At 33.8% G+C, this 14,993-nt stretch carries 20 protein-coding genes; 16 read left to right on the plus strand and 4 right to left on the minus strand.

Features of this window, described 5'->3' with window-relative positions; translation table 11 throughout:
* The first annotated feature begins 365 nt into the window (after window positions 1-365).
* From JJL45_RS04480 to JJL45_RS04520, 9 genes are all read left to right on the plus strand, one after another.
* Window positions 366-1,367 (plus strand): LacI family DNA-binding transcriptional regulator, encoded by a 1,002-nt coding sequence (locus tag JJL45_RS04480; protein WP_068603576.1) that lies wholly within the window; start codon window positions 366-368, stop codon window positions 1,365-1,367.
* A gap of 296 nt (window positions 1,368-1,663) precedes the next feature.
* Window positions 1,664-1,810 carry a hypothetical protein gene (locus JJL45_RS04485; protein WP_202664273.1) on the plus strand — a complete coding sequence of 49 codons (147 nt, stop codon included), beginning with the start codon at window positions 1,664-1,666 and terminating at the stop codon, window positions 1,808-1,810.
* A 42-nt stretch (window positions 1,811-1,852) separates the two neighbouring features.
* A complete protein-coding gene (locus tag JJL45_RS04490; protein ID WP_202664274.1) occupies window positions 1,853-1,999 on the plus strand; it encodes a hypothetical protein in 147 nt (48 codons plus the stop codon).
* Between the two features lie 42 nt (window positions 2,000-2,041).
* A complete protein-coding gene (locus JJL45_RS04495; protein WP_202664274.1) occupies window positions 2,042-2,188 on the plus strand; it encodes a hypothetical protein in 147 nt (48 codons plus the stop codon).
* Window positions 2,189-2,230: 42 nt separating this feature from the next.
* Window positions 2,231-2,377, plus strand: coding sequence for a hypothetical protein (locus JJL45_RS04500; protein ID WP_202664274.1), 147 nt, complete (start codon window positions 2,231-2,233; stop codon window positions 2,375-2,377).
* Between the two features lie 42 nt (window positions 2,378-2,419).
* Window positions 2,420-2,566, plus strand: coding sequence for a hypothetical protein (locus JJL45_RS04505; protein WP_202664275.1), 147 nt, complete (start codon window positions 2,420-2,422; stop codon window positions 2,564-2,566).
* Between the two features lie 99 nt (window positions 2,567-2,665).
* A complete protein-coding gene (locus JJL45_RS04510; RefSeq protein WP_068605277.1) occupies window positions 2,666-4,693 on the plus strand; it encodes a sensor histidine kinase in 2,028 nt (675 codons plus the stop codon).
* A gap of 9 nt (window positions 4,694-4,702) precedes the next feature.
* A complete protein-coding gene (locus JJL45_RS04515) occupies window positions 4,703-5,377 on the plus strand; it encodes a response regulator (protein ID WP_068605275.1) in 675 nt (224 codons plus the stop codon).
* A 425-nt stretch (window positions 5,378-5,802) separates the two neighbouring features.
* The gene (locus tag JJL45_RS04520) at window positions 5,803-6,279 is read left to right on the plus strand and encodes a hypothetical protein (protein WP_068605273.1); all 477 of its coding nucleotides are present in this window, start codon (window positions 5,803-5,805) and stop codon (window positions 6,277-6,279) included.
* Between the two features lies 1 nt (window position 6,280).
* Here JJL45_RS04520 and JJL45_RS04525 read toward each other — a convergent pair whose 3' ends face one another.
* Together JJL45_RS04525 and JJL45_RS04530 are read right to left on the minus strand one after the other, a co-directional pair.
* Window positions 6,281-7,405 (minus strand): glycosyltransferase family 2 protein, encoded by a 1,125-nt coding sequence (locus tag JJL45_RS04525; protein ID WP_202664276.1) that lies wholly within the window; start codon window positions 7,403-7,405, stop codon window positions 6,281-6,283.
* Window positions 7,402-8,394 (minus strand): lysylphosphatidylglycerol synthase domain-containing protein, encoded by a 993-nt coding sequence (locus tag JJL45_RS04530; protein WP_317191996.1) that lies wholly within the window; start codon window positions 8,392-8,394, stop codon window positions 7,402-7,404. Before JJL45_RS04530 ends, JJL45_RS04525 begins: the two co-directional genes overlap by 4 nt.
* Before the next feature lie 8 nt (window positions 8,395-8,402).
* Here JJL45_RS04530 and JJL45_RS04535 point away from each other — a divergent pair, with 8 nt between their 5' ends.
* The 7 genes from JJL45_RS04535 to JJL45_RS04565 all read left to right on the plus strand — a co-directional run bounded on the left by JJL45_RS04535 (window position 8,403) and on the right by JJL45_RS04565 (window position 13,646).
* Window positions 8,403-9,041 (plus strand): cell envelope biogenesis protein OmpA, encoded by a 639-nt coding sequence (locus tag JJL45_RS04535; protein WP_068605268.1) that lies wholly within the window; start codon window positions 8,403-8,405, stop codon window positions 9,039-9,041.
* A complete protein-coding gene (gene ruvC / locus JJL45_RS04540) occupies window positions 9,041-9,625 on the plus strand; it encodes a crossover junction endodeoxyribonuclease RuvC (protein WP_068605266.1) in 585 nt (194 codons plus the stop codon). The genes JJL45_RS04535 and ruvC overlap by 1 nt, the downstream gene beginning before the upstream one ends.
* Before the next feature lie 21 nt (window positions 9,626-9,646).
* Entirely contained in the window at window positions 9,647-10,852 is a 1,206-nt protein-coding gene (hemW, locus tag JJL45_RS04545; RefSeq protein ID WP_202664277.1) for a radical SAM family heme chaperone HemW, read from the plus strand.
* 12 nt (window positions 10,853-10,864) lie between these two features.
* Window positions 10,865-11,614: a cyclase family protein gene (locus JJL45_RS04550; protein ID WP_068605262.1), complete on the plus strand. Its 750-nt coding sequence runs from the start codon at window positions 10,865-10,867 to the stop codon at window positions 11,612-11,614.
* 19 nt (window positions 11,615-11,633) lie between these two features.
* Window positions 11,634-11,999 (plus strand): MmcQ/YjbR family DNA-binding protein, encoded by a 366-nt coding sequence (locus JJL45_RS04555; protein WP_068605260.1) that lies wholly within the window; start codon window positions 11,634-11,636, stop codon window positions 11,997-11,999.
* 121 nt (window positions 12,000-12,120) lie between these two features.
* Window positions 12,121-12,951 carry a hypothetical protein gene (locus JJL45_RS04560; RefSeq protein WP_202664278.1) on the plus strand — a complete coding sequence of 277 codons (831 nt, stop codon included), beginning with the start codon at window positions 12,121-12,123 and terminating at the stop codon, window positions 12,949-12,951.
* A 116-nt stretch (window positions 12,952-13,067) separates the two neighbouring features.
* The gene (locus JJL45_RS04565; protein ID WP_202664279.1) at window positions 13,068-13,646 is read left to right on the plus strand and encodes a PhnA domain-containing protein; all 579 of its coding nucleotides are present in this window, start codon (window positions 13,068-13,070) and stop codon (window positions 13,644-13,646) included.
* Window positions 13,647-13,670: 24 nt separating this feature from the next.
* On the opposite strand, the gene JJL45_RS04570 is transcribed toward JJL45_RS04565, so the two are convergent.
* Together JJL45_RS04570 and JJL45_RS04575 are read right to left on the minus strand one after the other, a co-directional pair.
* The gene (locus JJL45_RS04570) at window positions 13,671-14,252 is read right to left on the minus strand and encodes an NAD(P)H-dependent oxidoreductase (protein ID WP_202664280.1); all 582 of its coding nucleotides are present in this window, start codon (window positions 14,250-14,252) and stop codon (window positions 13,671-13,673) included.
* A gap of 66 nt (window positions 14,253-14,318) precedes the next feature.
* A complete protein-coding gene (locus JJL45_RS04575; protein WP_068605251.1) occupies window positions 14,319-14,897 on the minus strand; it encodes a Crp/Fnr family transcriptional regulator in 579 nt (192 codons plus the stop codon).
* Window positions 14,898-14,993 lie beyond the last annotated feature (96 nt).

Genomic DNA, 14,993 nt, shown 5'->3' on the forward strand with positions numbered 1-14,993 from the left:
TGATGTTCCGAGAAAAGGAGTTGTTGTTATTTTTTTAGTTATATTTAGGAAGTGTGACTTATGCTCTATCGTATGTTGAACTACGCAATTTAGTTCTAATGTTCATGTAGTATTTTAGAGAAAGCACTATCCCGAAAATTTCGGTGCTTTGTACCACGCATGCTTATGTTGTAGTAAGCTGTAAAATGATGACTGTAATACTTCGAGTTTGGAATGGTGATGCTTTTGTACAGTAAGTATAGCTAAAAATATTAATGTGGATCAGTTCTAGTTTTTAATGATAGCAGATTTTCAAAAAAAATAATTCATTAGTAGCAAAGAGTAATTTTGTACATTGCATGAGTTATACAATATTATAATAATTTATGGTGACCTTAAAACAATTGGCTAAAGAGCTAAATGTATCGATATCTACAGTTTCAAAAGCCTTAAATAATAGTACCGAAATAGGTGGTGAAACCGTAAAACGCGTTAAAGAGCTCGCCGAATTATATAATTATAAGCCGAACAAAGTGGCTTTAAGTTTAAAACAGAATAAAACCAAAACGATTGGTGTTATTATTCCGAATATTCTTAATCACTTTTTAGCTAAAGTGCTTTTCGGAATAGAAAGAGAAGCTACTAAAAACGGTTATAATATTATAACCTGTATTTCTAATGAATCTTTAGATAAAGAAAAAGAAGGTTTACAGTTACTTGCTAGCGGAAGTGTAGATGGATTTATTTTGTCGATGGCTGAAGAGACACAGGTTAAAGGTGAAGTTGAGCATTTTAAGAGAACCATCAGTCAAGGGTTACCTGTTGTTATGTTTGATCGCGTTGCTCATGATGTGATGTGTGATAAAGTAATTGTTGATGATTTTGAATCGACTTATAATGCTACAAAAACATTGTTGGCGGAAAACCGTAAAACCATTGGTTTTATTAGTAATATCAATGACTTAAGTGTTGGTAAGCTTCGAGAACGCGGTTACAATAAAGCGATTTTAGAAGCAGGAATGGAGCCCCTGGTTTTGAAAATTAAGAAAAAAGATGATCAGCAGAAAAAGATCAAAAATTTTTTCAAGAAAAATGGTCAACTAGATGGTATTATTGCCGCCGACAGTTCTTCAGGAATAATAGGTTTGAATATGGCTGTCAATTTTGGTTTGAAAGTACCAAAAGATGTCTCTGTAATTGGTTTTGCCAGTAAGTCTGATTCATATCATACGTTACCTAGATTAACCACTATTAGACAGCATGCTAAAGTTATCGGATCTAAAGCAGCCGAACTCCTTATTAATAGACTTCAGCAAACGCCTCAGGATGAGAATTTTCGCACTAAAATAGTGAAAACCAGCCTAATAAAAAACAAGTCTACACTTTAATTTGTTAAAATTTCATGTATTTCAGCGATTATAAGCCCCTTTTTTTTGAGGACTTAATAATTTAAAATATTTGTAATTATATTAGAACGCTGAATGATTAACAAATTGCTTCTTTATTTCCTTAAAAAATCATTCATGGCTATTTCTTAGCCATTTCCTCTCAATATCCATACGCTAATGGTCGTGTTTTTACACGCGATCTAAAATGTTTTGTCTAGGTAGTTTTTAGTGCTTAAAAACCAGACTATCTGTGCTTTAATTGTAAAATAGATATTAAACCTTAAATCCAAAAAAAAATGAAAATTTTAAAAATCACATTATTAGTAGCAGCCTTTATTACTTTACTCACGTCTTGTGCTAAAGAAGACTTTCACGAAGATGATATGTTGGTGATCAGTACTTCAACAACATTAATCACTGGCGGGAATATTCTCGAGCGCTAAATAATTCAAATAAAATTTCCAATAAAAAATAAAAGTAAAAAAATGAAAATTCTTAAAATCACATTATTAATAGCAGCCTTTATCACTTTATTCACGTCTTGTACCAAAGAAGACTTACATGAAGATGACATGTTAATAGACGATACCACAACAACTTATATTAATGGCGGGAATATTCTCGAGCGCTAATCAATTCAAATAAAATTTCCAATAATAAATAAAAGTAAAAAAATGAAAATTCTTAAAATCACATTATTAATAGCAGCCTTTATCACTTTATTCACGTCTTGTACCAAAGAAGACTTACATGAAGATGACATGTTAATAGACGATACCACAACAACTTATATTAATGGCGGGAATATTCTCGAGCGCTAAATAATTCAAATAAAATTTCTAATAAAAAATAAAAGTAAAAAAATGAAAATTCTTAAAATCACATTATTAATAGCAGCCTTTATCACTTTATTCACGTCTTGTACCAAAGAAGACTTACATGAAGATGACATGTTAATAGACGATACCACAACAACTTATATTAATGGCGGGAATATTCTCGAGCGCTAAATAATTCAAATAAAATTTCCAATAATAAATAAAAGTAAAAAAATGAAAACTCTTAAAATTACATTATTAATAGCAGCCTTTATCACTTTATTCACATCATGTACCAAAGAAGATTTGCACGAAGATGACTTGTTGATTGACGATACCACAACAACTTATATTAATGGCGGGAACATTCTTGAGCGCTAAAAAGTGTTTGTCGGTTAAAGGATCCTTTTGTTTAGGTTCTGGACTTAGTCTGTAGTTAAATTGAAAAATTATAGATACATTTGAAAGTGTTTACATTTTATGCTTTTGAAACGCTTCAACTACATTTTACTCTCGATTGTCTTTTGCGTTAATCTTTCTTTTGCTCAAAATTATAGTAAAGAAAAGTTTGATAGTATTTTGTTTTATCTGAATGATTCTAGTAATCCAAAATTTAGACAAGACCAAAGGAGAGACCTTGTTTTAAAAGCTAAAAAATTAGCTATAGAAATTAATAGTTATTCATTGCAGCTTCAGTGTAATAATAAATTATTGGAGTTAAATGAGGGGGTTGATAAAGCAGATTCTTTTTTAGAATTGAGTCATGAAAATCTAAAACTTGCCGAAAAGTATAAAGACACGGCTACCATTGCTCAAATAAATAAAAACATAGGCTATTACTATTTTGATAAACAGGTTGATAGTGCACATTTTTACAACCATAAAGCAGAAAAATTATTTAAGTCATTAAAAGATCACTTTAATACAGCTTCTGTATTGTTAGATATTGCTTTGCTTCAACGTGCTGCAAAGGACTTTACTGGTAGTGAGCTCACGTCCATTGAAGGAATCATGCTTCTAAATAAAATAAAAAATCCTACAAAAGAAGTTATTCGTAAAAAGGCATTCTTCTACAATAACTTAGGGGTGGTTTTCAATTTGTTGGAACAGTATGATAAATCTATTGAATATCAAAATAAGTCCATAGAACTCAAATTAAGGTTAAAAGGAAATAACAAAGCCGCTATTAGTATTTCAAAAAACAACTTAGGAAATGCTTTAAAAAATGCCGGACAGTATGAGTTGGCAATAAAGACTTTAGAGGAAATTCTTGAAGATGAGAATCTAGAAAAGGAAACACCTGATTCTTACGCCGTGGTTCTTGACAACTATGCACATACCTTATATTTATCGAACGATAGGGACGCCTTACCTGGTTTGTATCATAAAGCATTAAAAGCAAGCAAAACAGCTGGTGAAGATGGATATAATTCTATAATTATTCTACAACATTTAGCTGAATATTATAATGATATGGGATTCAAGGATTCTGCTAAATATTATGGATACGAGGCTAAGCGAGTTGCAGGTAAACATCATAACGATGCCTTATTGAAATCTTTGTTATTGCTTTCAAAAATTGAGGAAGGTGATATTGCCGCCAACCATTTAAGAAATTACGTGCGACTTAATGATAGTCTTCAGAAAAGTGAACGAGCTATCAGGAATAAGTTTACTAGAATTAAGTTTGAAACCAATGAGATTGAAGAAGAGAATATTAAAATAGCGAGGGAGCGCTTGTGGTTGTTAGTTATTTCTATTGTAGTTATTGTAGCTTCCTTTTTATTATACATCATATTTGCGCAGCGCAATAAAAATAAGAAGTTAGAGTTTATTCAACAACAACAGCAAACTAACGAAGAAATTTATAACCTTTTGCTTACACAAAATGAAGTCGTTGAGGATGCTCGAGCATTAGAAAAGAAGCGTATTTCTGAAGAATTGCATGATGGTGTTCTAGGGAAACTTTTTGGAGCTCGCTTAAGTTTAGATAGCTTAAACACCAATACGAGCCCTGAGGCTATGAAAACAAGAAGTCAGTATATCGCTGAGCTTAAAATGATAGAAGAAGACATTAGAAAAGTGTCGCATGAGTTAAATACCGATTTTGTATCTGGTTCTGGATTCAGAGATATTATTAAAACTTTAGTAGAAACCCAAACCGTGGCTTATGGGCTAGAATATAAATTAGAATGGCAGTCTACTATCGATTGGGATGAGGTTTCAAATAAAATAAAAATTCATTTTTATAGAATTATTCAAGAGGCGCTCCATAATATTTATAAACATGCCAAAGCTAACAAAGTGAGCCTTATTTTTAAACTTGAAAATAATGCTATTTGTTTAAGTATTATTGATGACGGTGTTGGATTTGATGTGAATAGAGCAAAATCTGGAATTGGTCTTAAAAACATGAATTCCAGAATCAAGGAAATAAACGGTAAAATACATATTACTTCTAAAAAAGTAGAAGGAACCACGGTAAATATAGATGTCCCCATATCTTAACCTAGAACTATGACTGAAAATATTAAAATACTCATGATTGATGATCACCCTATGATTATTGAGGGGTATCAAAACACGTTGCTTTATACTAAGCGCGACAATCAAGAACTAGAAATTGAAATTGCAAACAATTGCGACGAAGCGCTATTAGCGATAAACAAGGCCGTAAAAACAAATAAACCCTACGATGTATTATTTGTAGATATTAGTTTGCCGGCCTCATCTGATGGAAGTATGAATTCGGGCGAAGATTTAGCAGAGTTTGCTAGAAAGGTATTGCCTCAATCCAAAATAATCATTTTAACTATGTTTAATGAGTCGTTTAGAATTCATAACATTATTAAAACCATAAACCCTGAAGGTTTGTTAATTAAAAGTGATTTAACATCTAACGAATTAGCAAACGCTTTTCAAACGGTTATGGACAATGTGCCTTTTTATAGTGCTACAGTAAATCAATTAATACGAAGAACCATTAGTAGTGACATCGTGATTGACGATAAAAATCGAAAAATACTGCACCTGCTTTCACAAGGTGTTAAAACTAAAAATTTAGCGGCACATTTAGATATTTCATTAAGTGCTATAGAGAAAAGAAAAAAACAACTTCGTGACCTTTTTGAAGTTGAAGACGGACAGGATGAAACCTTATTAAATCAAGCGCGTAAAAAAGGTTTTGTGTAAGTAAAATCTATAAAAATATAAGGTTTTTAATTTTTTTTAAATTAAATTATATTTTTTACATCATGTAAACCCTTGTAAACTAAAGGTTTTCTGGGTTTCCGTAAGTTAGGTGTGGGTTTTCCGCAGTTTGAAAAGAATCATGTTATTTATCTTTGATGTATCAACAATTCAAAAATTAATTAATCCCTCAATTTTTTAGTTGATAATAGCAATTTACATAACCCTGTGGAGGTGAGAGACCCACAGGGTTCTTCTTTTTATAAAGTTTCCTTTTTTAATTAATGTCTTTGTTGCTTTGAAGCTATGTATTTCTGCCAACTTTAAATCCTAATTTACATAACACAAGACTCAGTGCATTAGGTTTTTCTTTTTTTTACCACCATAAAATCTAAAAATATTGTACTTTTCGGTTTCAGTTGTAATCCATGAAACACGCTATTGTTTTTTTATTGGTTTTAATGCTTTCATCTTGTGAGTATTTTAATGTGAAAAAAACATCTTCAGAAGCCATTTTAAATGAAGAGTTAAAAACTTTTAATTGGAATGATGTGGATGAGTATCCCAATTTTATAGTATGTGATGAATCAGCAAGTAAAGCAGAGCGACATCTGTGTTTTCAAAACACGTTAACCCATCATATCACCAATTTTTTGCAAAATGAAGGGATTATTGTCTCTCAAGATATTAATGATACCATTTTATTAGAATTTCAAGTGTCTAAAACTGGTGATTTGTCTTTAATGAGCTCTAGTGTTGATAGTCTAACGGTTGATGAAATCCCTAATATTGAAGAATTGCTAAATCAGAGTCTAACCGATTTACCTAAAATTTTTCCAGCCATTAAACGGGGTCAACAAGTCACTACAGAATTTAAGCTGCCTTTAATAATACGTGTTAATTAACCTAGCGTTTAAAAGTTCTGCCTTTCCAGTTGTAGTTTGAAAATAAAGCTATAAAAGCCACGTAAACACTAAAAAACGGGTAGAGAAAGGCGCTTAGTATGAAGTTTTTTAAAATAGAAGTCTGTTTAAAAAAACGAGCCGTTTTATAGAGCAGGTAAAAGTCAATCCCGCACTTTAGAATAAAGACTATGTTGAGGTTTTTAAATGAAAATAGACCAAACAGACTAAGTGCCAGGCCAATAACGAGGAGTAGGTTTGTAGCGAATACGAGAATTCCAGTAAGTTTCCCAAAACCATTTTTATAGGCCGTTGTTTTTGCGGCCCAACGTACCCGTTGTGAAATGAGTTGCTTCCAGTTTTCTTGAGCATTTGTTTTAACTATAGCCGCATCACATTTTAAATAATTAACACGATTTGCCTGCTTACTAAGCGCTTTTTCCAATAAAAATAAATCGTCCCCACTGGCAATATTCGAGTTGCCTTCAAAGCCAGAGACCTCTGCGAATAATGACTTTTTATAAGCAAAATTAGCACCATTACACATAAATGGTGTGTTTAAGCCGAATCCACCGATGGTAGCTCCTTGTAAACTTAAAACATCAAGACATTGAAAACGGTTTAAGAAAGACTCTTTTTCATGATAAGTTACAGGGCCAGCAATGCAATAAGAATCAGTTTTTTGAATATAAGCATCAAAGCAGTCTAACCAAAATTCTGGTAACACACAGTCGGCATCGGTGGTAATAATCCATTCGTGTTTGGACTGCCTTATGGCGGAAGTTATCGCGTCCTTTTTTGGAGAATTAGAGTGTCTTTCATTGGGTATTACTTTTAGATTGACGTTCTGGTCTTTAGTTAAATGCTGTATCAGCTTAACTGAGTCGTCTTCCGAGTCATCGTTAACTAAAATAACTTCAAATAGGGTTTTCGGGTAGTTAAGACTGTAAATCGATGTTATTAATTGGGAGAGGTTTTTAGCTTCATTACGAAATGGGATAACTATAGTAAACTTCGTTTTCGGCTTTTTGGTTACTACTTTAAAGGATTTAACCTGGCTGAAACCATACCCTAAGCTACCAATTAAAATACCGTAGGCGATAAGCACTGAAGTGAATAAAAACATCATGAGTCTATCTTGTTACTATGCTTAAAGTTGAGTACGTAAAAACATCCTATTAAGCTTGGAATCATAAAATTAAGCATCCACATCACCATGGTAATCGATAAAACAATAAGCTCGTGAGCGCCAACAAAAGCAAATAAATATACAGAAACACTACCTTTTATCAAGCCGTCAAAAAGTGTTATAGAAGGAATTATTGAGGCTATTAGGTACATGGAGGCTATTACGGAAATGGCCTCAAAATAAGGAAGGTGGATTTGGAAAATTTGTAACAAAAAATAAAATTGAAATGAGAAAACAGCGTAACGTAACAAGGATAATCCGAATCCATAGTAAAGGGTTTTTTTAGGAAATCGTTTAAAAAATCGCCTCAATTTTTTAATTGAAACCTGTTTGAATTTGAAATTTCCTTTTAAAATAAACCAACCAATAAAACTTAGAACAAGGACTAGAATTGTACTGTAAATGGCTAGATGCTCCAAGTTTAAAGGTGTATCGAAGCTTCGATAAAACCAAAATAAACCTATAAGGCCTATTATTGTAGTTACCGCTAATTGTAAAATATTATTAATAAAATTTATGGCTACAATATGTTTTCTAAAGGAAGCTTCATAATACATGGCTTTGGCACCATATTCACCAATGCGGTTAGGAGTTATTAGCGATGCAGTGAGCGATCCTAAGCATTGTTCGCAGGCCTGTTTTAATGAAATGTTCTTGAATGGACGAAGTAGTAATTGCCACTTAAAAAGTTCAATTAACCAGTTAATAGTGGATAAAATTAACAGAAAACTGAGTGTTTTGACCGAAAAAGCATTATTTTCAGACAAAATATTATAGAATTCAGAGAAATGTAACGTATTATTGTGTACAATTTTCTGATATATAAAGTAAAGCGCAGCAAGGACTATGCTTATTTTAATAAGCCTAAAAAGATATTGTTTGCTGCGGTATGAAAGTGTATGTGCTATGATGGTACAAATTAAATCAATATTACGAAATGATTGCTTATTTTAATCAAATTAAGAGTTCATGGGTGGTGGGTTTCTTGTTTTTGTGCTTTAATTTATCTCAAGCACAGGGCGAAACGAGTACATTTAAATTGCAGTTTGCAACGGGCGTTAATACCCCTATGTCAAATGGTTTTGTGAGTGATTTTGAAGCAAAGCCTATTAATTTTCCAACTATTAATTTAGGGCTGCAATATATGTTTAGCCAAGATTTTGGCGCTAAATTAGACTTAGGGTATATTCGATTTTCAAACAAAAATGAGAGTCCGGCGTTTAAAACAAATTATACCCGTTTAAATTTACAATTGGTTTATGATGCCACTCATATTATAAGATTCTCCCAACGTATGGCAACCTTTTTGCATGCGGGCCCTGGATTTTCCATGATTAGACCTTTGGATATTTATGGCGAAAATAAACTCAACTACCTTAATGCCATGGGAGGCATAGAATTTCATTACGCTATTAACGACGTTTTGTCCATTTATTTGGATGGTTCTTATATCTTTGGCTTCAGTAAAGACTATAATCAGGTGACTGATGGTTATGGTGCTTTTAACGGAGATATATTAACCGTAACAATTGGAGCGTCTATTTCGCTAAGCGGTTGTTACTTTTGTAATGATTAATGCAGGAAAGAATAATTTTAGGGATTGATCCTGGAACCACGATTATGGGTTTCGGACTTATAAAAGTGGTTGGTAAAAAGATGCACTTTTTGCAGATGAATGAGTTGGATTTGAAAAAATACGACGACCATTACATCAAGCTTAAACTTATTTTTGAACGTACTATAGAACTAATTGATACACACAATCCCGACGAAATCGCTATTGAAGCCCCCTTTTTTGGTAAAAACGTGCAAAGTATGTTAAAACTAGGTCGAGCACAAGGAGTGGCTATGGCGGCTGGTTTAAGTCGAGAAATCCCGATTACCGAGTATCTGCCTAAAAAAATAAAAATGGCCATCACAGGAAACGGAAATGCCAGTAAGGAACAGGTGGCTAAAATGCTTCAAAGTAATTTAGGCTTAAAAACTTTACCTAAAAACTTAGATGCTACCGATGGGTTGGCTGCAGCTGTTTGTCATTTTTATAATTCTGGACGCATCGAGGTGGGTAAAAGTTATTCAGGTTGGGCAGCATTTGTGAAGCAAAATAGTACAGAATCTCCAAAAGGAACTACAGTTATCAATCTGCGTTCTAAAAAGTAATCTTTAACAAATCGATATGGTATGAATAACTCTGCTCAAACAACACAGAGGTTTTCTCATTTGAAGCGCTCTAATGGTGCTGCCATATACATTCATATTCCCTTTTGTAAACAAGCCTGTTACTATTGCGATTTTCATTTTTCTACGTCTTTAAAAAAGAAAGATGAACTGCTACAGTCTTTAATTCTAGAATTAGAAATGCGTAAAGCAGATTTTGAAAATCTAATTATAGAAACCATATATTTTGGAGGAGGTACGCCTAGCTTATTGTCTCAGGAAGAGATTCAGGTGTTATTAGATGCCGTTTATAAACACTATACCGTTTGTGATGCTCCAGAAATTACATTGGAAGCAAACCCAGATGATTTATCGTCATCTAAAATAAGGGTATTGGCCCATTCGCCAGTAAACCGCTTGAGTATAGGTGTTCAGTCTTTTTTTGAAGATGATTTAAAAAGCATGAATCGTGCCCATAATGCCCATGAAGCCAAAGCTTGTTTAGAAGAGGCGATAGCTTATTTTGATAATATTACCATCGATTTAATATATGGTATTCCTAATATGAGTCTGGAAAAATGGGATGCCAATATAGCACTTGCTTTAGGATTTGGTGTGCCCCATATTTCCAGTTATGCGCTTACAGTTGAACCTAAAACAGCCTTGGATAGTTTTGTGAAAAAAGGCGTATTTCCGCCTATTGATGAAGATTTAGCGCTGCAACATTTTAATCATTTATTAAAGCGTACTCATGAAGCGGGTTTTGTGCATTATGAAATTTCAAATTTTGGGAAACCCGATTACTTTTCTAAACACAATACCAGCTACTGGCAAGGCAAACCGTATTTAGGTATTGGGCCTTCAGCACATTCATTTTTAGGTAATGAACGCAGTTGGAATGTTGCCAATAATAATAAATACATACAAAGTATAGCCAAAGGTGAATTGCCTAAAACAGTTGAGACCCTCTCGAAAATCGATAGGTTTAATGAGTATGTTATGACAGGCTTAAGAACCATTTGGGGCGTGTCGTTACCTCAAGTAGAAGCTGAATTTGGAGAGACGTTTCTTCAGTATTTACAAAAGCATGCAGCACCATTTTTAAACGATGATTTGTTGGCTATGTCAGAGGGTGTTAATGAAAATGGTCAAGTCATCAAAAGCCTTATAGCAACACAGAAAGGTAAATTTTTAATTGACGGAATTGCTTCAGAACTATTTATGATTTGATTATATTTGGATATGAATGCTACAATCCAATATAATTCACGAAAACTTCAAATTAATTTAAAAAAGCCCATAGATATTTCTATGCCGCTTCGTGCTTCCGAAAAAAATGTTCGGGCCTGGTATGTCGATTCGCCTAAAATAGAACCCGTAGAGGATGGCGAATGGAAAATAGCGGTTAAAAATGGCGCTTGTATAAATTTTAATAATGTTAGTTTTAATCCGCATGCCCATGGAACACATACCGAATGCGCAGGACATATTACTGAAGAAGTACACTCTATAAACGAACACTTAAAACAGTTTTTCTTTTTAGCTGAAGTCATTACCGTAGCGCCCGAGCGTTTAAATGGAGACTCGGTTATTTCTGAAAAGCAAATAAAGTTTGCATTAGGGAATAAAAAGCGTGATGCCTTAGTGATTCGTACCATTCCTAATACCTTAGACAAGTTATCGACGCATTATTCCCACACCAATCCGCCTTATTTACTAGAGGATGCAGCTATTTACTTAAGAGAAAAAGGTATAAAACACCTGTTAGTAGATTTGCCAAGTGTCGATAAAGAAAAGGACGAATGTATGTTATTGGCGCATAATGCGTTTTGGAATACCGCTGGTAAATTACGCCTTGACGCCACCATTACCGAGTTCATTTACGTGCCTAATCATGTTGAAGATGGTGAGTATTTTTTAAACCTCCAAATTGCACCTTTTGAGAATGATGCCGCCCCGAGCAAACCTATTTTATATGAGGTTTTAGATTAATTTTTAATTGTTTTGTAGCATGGATATTGAGCAAATTCGAGATTATTGTTTAAGCAAAAAAGGTGTTTCTGAAGATTTTCCGTTTGATGAGCATACTTTAGTTTTTAAAGTTTTGGGAAAGATGTATGCTTTAATTTCTTTAAAAAAGTGGGAGCAAGGCGAGCAGGCCATAAACTTAAAAGCCGATCCTGAATACGCTTTAGAACTACGCGCATCTCATAGTTGTATTCGAGCAGGTTATCATATGAATAAAAAACATTGGAATACAATCTATCTAAATGAAGAGGCATTACCATCCGATTTCATAAAAACATTAATCGATCATTCTTATGATATGGTTGTAAAAGGGATGACTAAAAAAATGCGAGATACTTTGTTAGAATGATAAACGTGTTGTTTTTTGTTGTATATTTGGTAACTCTCTAATTCACAATAACTTGTTGATAGTATAATCACAGCCCTGAAATCTTAAAGTCCTATATTATTAACTTTAATTTTATCAGATTATGAAAACTATCAAAACATTGTTTACAGCAGTAATTTGTTTATTGTTGCTGTCTCTTCCGATGCATGCTTTACAAGCTGAAGCGACACCCAATCAGAAAACCACCTACCTCACCGTTACCAAGCTACATTGGAATATGGATATGAAAGATTTTGATATGGACACGTGGAAGTCTATTGAGAAAGAGTATTTGAATAAGGTTGTTCGTAAGAATGAGCATATTTTAAGCGCTTCATATTATCTTCATCAAATGACACCAGACAGTCGCGATGTGTTGTACGTACAGTCTTTTGCTTCTTGGAATGATATAGAAAAATCCTGGAGTCGTAGTGCAGCATTAGAAAAGGAAGCTTGGACGAACGAAAAACACCTTAAAGAATTCAGAGGCAAAAAAAATGCCTATTTTGACATGGATCATTCTGATGAGATTTATGTTGTCTTACCGCATACCAAGCCTTTAAATTCCAAAGGAAAGGATATGATATGCTATATACGCACCAATCATATGCTACCTATTGAGAGAGGGTCTACTGATGAAATTAGAGGTTTAATTACAGACCATTTTGATAAAATGATTAAGGATAACCATTTAATTAAGGGCTATTATACGTTTAGACATGCTTGGGGATCGGATGGTAGTGAAATGGTTGAAGCTTACTTTTTTGATTCTATGACCGATATGGATAGTATGTTTGAAGGGATGAGTGCTCTTGAGAAAAAAATGTGGCCAAACGAGAAGGAGCGCAAAGACCGTATAGAGAAATTTAAAAAATATTTTACTCCAGTACATGGAGATGCCGTTTTTAAATACATCGCCGACCTTTCTAAATAGATTATTGGTTTTTGTTTATGATAAATCTTTTGATATTGTTCGCTGTCATATTTAATATTAACGTTGCAAACGGTGTTTATTAGCTGTATTTTTGAGCGTTCTACAAAATTATACCTATGAGCGTTTTACAGACACTAAAAGATCGAAGCAATAATACTTGCGAATTATGTACATCAGCGAATGATTTATCTCAATATACCATTCCGCCATCATTAAATGAAAATGTGGATAATGATATTTTGGTGTGTAAAACCTGTTTAGATCAAATAGAAGAAAGGGAAGAAATGAACCCTAACCACTGGCGTTGTTTAAACGATAACATGTGGAGCGAGCATGTGGCTGTTCAAATTATGGCTTGGCGCATGTTACAGCGTTTACGTCATGAGGGCTGGCCAAAAGACTTGGTAGATATGATGTATTTGGATGATGATGCTTTAGCGTTGGCACGGGCAACGGGCGAGCATGAAGATGAGGCTAATAAAATTATTCATCGTGATGTGAATGGCGTGATTTTAAGTAACGGTGATGCTGTGGTGCTTGTTAAAGATTTAAAAGTGAAAGGCTCTAGCTTGGTTGCAAAACAGGGTACGGCGGTTAGAAATATTCGTTTAGATCGAGATAATGATAAATATATTGAAGGTAAAGTAGGTGCTCAGCAAATTGTGATTATTACTGATTTTGTAAAGAAATTGTAAACTGGTAGTTCGTTTTGCTTGTGGCTACTTTTGACGCCTTCCAAGGTTCTCAATCTTAGTGATCCACTGACTTCTTTGATGCGCGCTAGCGTTTTTAATGATGCCAAAATATGACACTTTGGTGGTTTTTATACCGCAAAATTTTAATGTAGACTTTTTTAATTGGTTTACACTCGGTTTCCCGTAAACAAACCAATAGTACCAACTTGGTTGATCTAGGGTAGTGATGATATGCGCTGTTTTACCCTTTAAAAGTTTGTCCCAAAAAGGACTATTATCTCTGTATTTAAAAGCAAAGCCAGGTAAAAATAAGCGATCGATAAAGCCTTTCATAAGGGCAGGTAAGCCACCCCACCAGACGGGATGAATCCAAACCAAATGTTCGGCCCACTTTATTTTTTCCCAAGCTTCAAGAAGATCGGACTCTAGTTCGGTTCTTTTTTGAAAGCCAAACTCCAGATTCGGATTAAATTTTAAGTCGGAAATTGTAATATCTTTCACTTCTGCATGAGCTTCTAAGGCGCCTTTTTTATAGGCTGCTGCAAAGGCATGATTTAGGCTAGATTTATTGGGGTGACCGTTTATTATTAGTATGTTTTTAGACATGTTATTGTTTCTATTTGATGAGAAACAAAATTATACCGAATCCTTTAGGGCGAATAGGACAAATGTCTAAAAAGCAAATTCTTTACGGATGCGACTTAAATGTCTTTGTGTAACGCCTAAATACGAAGCTAAATATTGTAAAGGAATGTTTTGAAGGTAGGAGGGATGGTTTTTCACCAATTCGACATAACGCTTCGTGGCGTTACTTCCCTGCAAAAGAAAAATTCGTTTTTCCAATTCAATGTATTGTTGTTCGGCAATAACTTTTTGAAATTGTATCCAATTCGAACTGGTTTGAGACAGTTTTTCCATGTGATCTTTTGGAATAACTAAAAGTTCTGTTGTTTGGATGGCTTGAAGGTTTTCTTGGGTAGCTTGCCCTGTTAAAAACGATGAGTAGGCGGACATGAAATTATGAGGGAAAGTGATACAATAGGTCATGTCATCCCCTTTTTCAGTAATATAATACGATCTTAGAAGTCCGCTTAAAACAAAGCATACCGAGTTGCAGACTTCGCCCTCCTTAATATAATAATCTGATTTTTGAAGGGTTTTTGGGATAGCTAACCGAATAAACGCATCAATGTCGTCATCAGTTAAGATGTTATACGTTTTTAAAGTGTTTTTAAGGACTTCACTTTCCATTAGACTAATTTTGGTGGTCGTCTTAAATTTATTTTGTGGTAACTTGTTATTTCAATGCCATGAGTTTGCTTTCATTCTTCGTTAGAATGATATTGT

It is taken from the genome of Tamlana sp. s12 (assembly GCF_016767215.1).
Taxonomy (GTDB): Bacteria; Bacteroidota; Bacteroidia; order Flavobacteriales; family Flavobacteriaceae; genus Pseudotamlana; species Pseudotamlana agarivorans.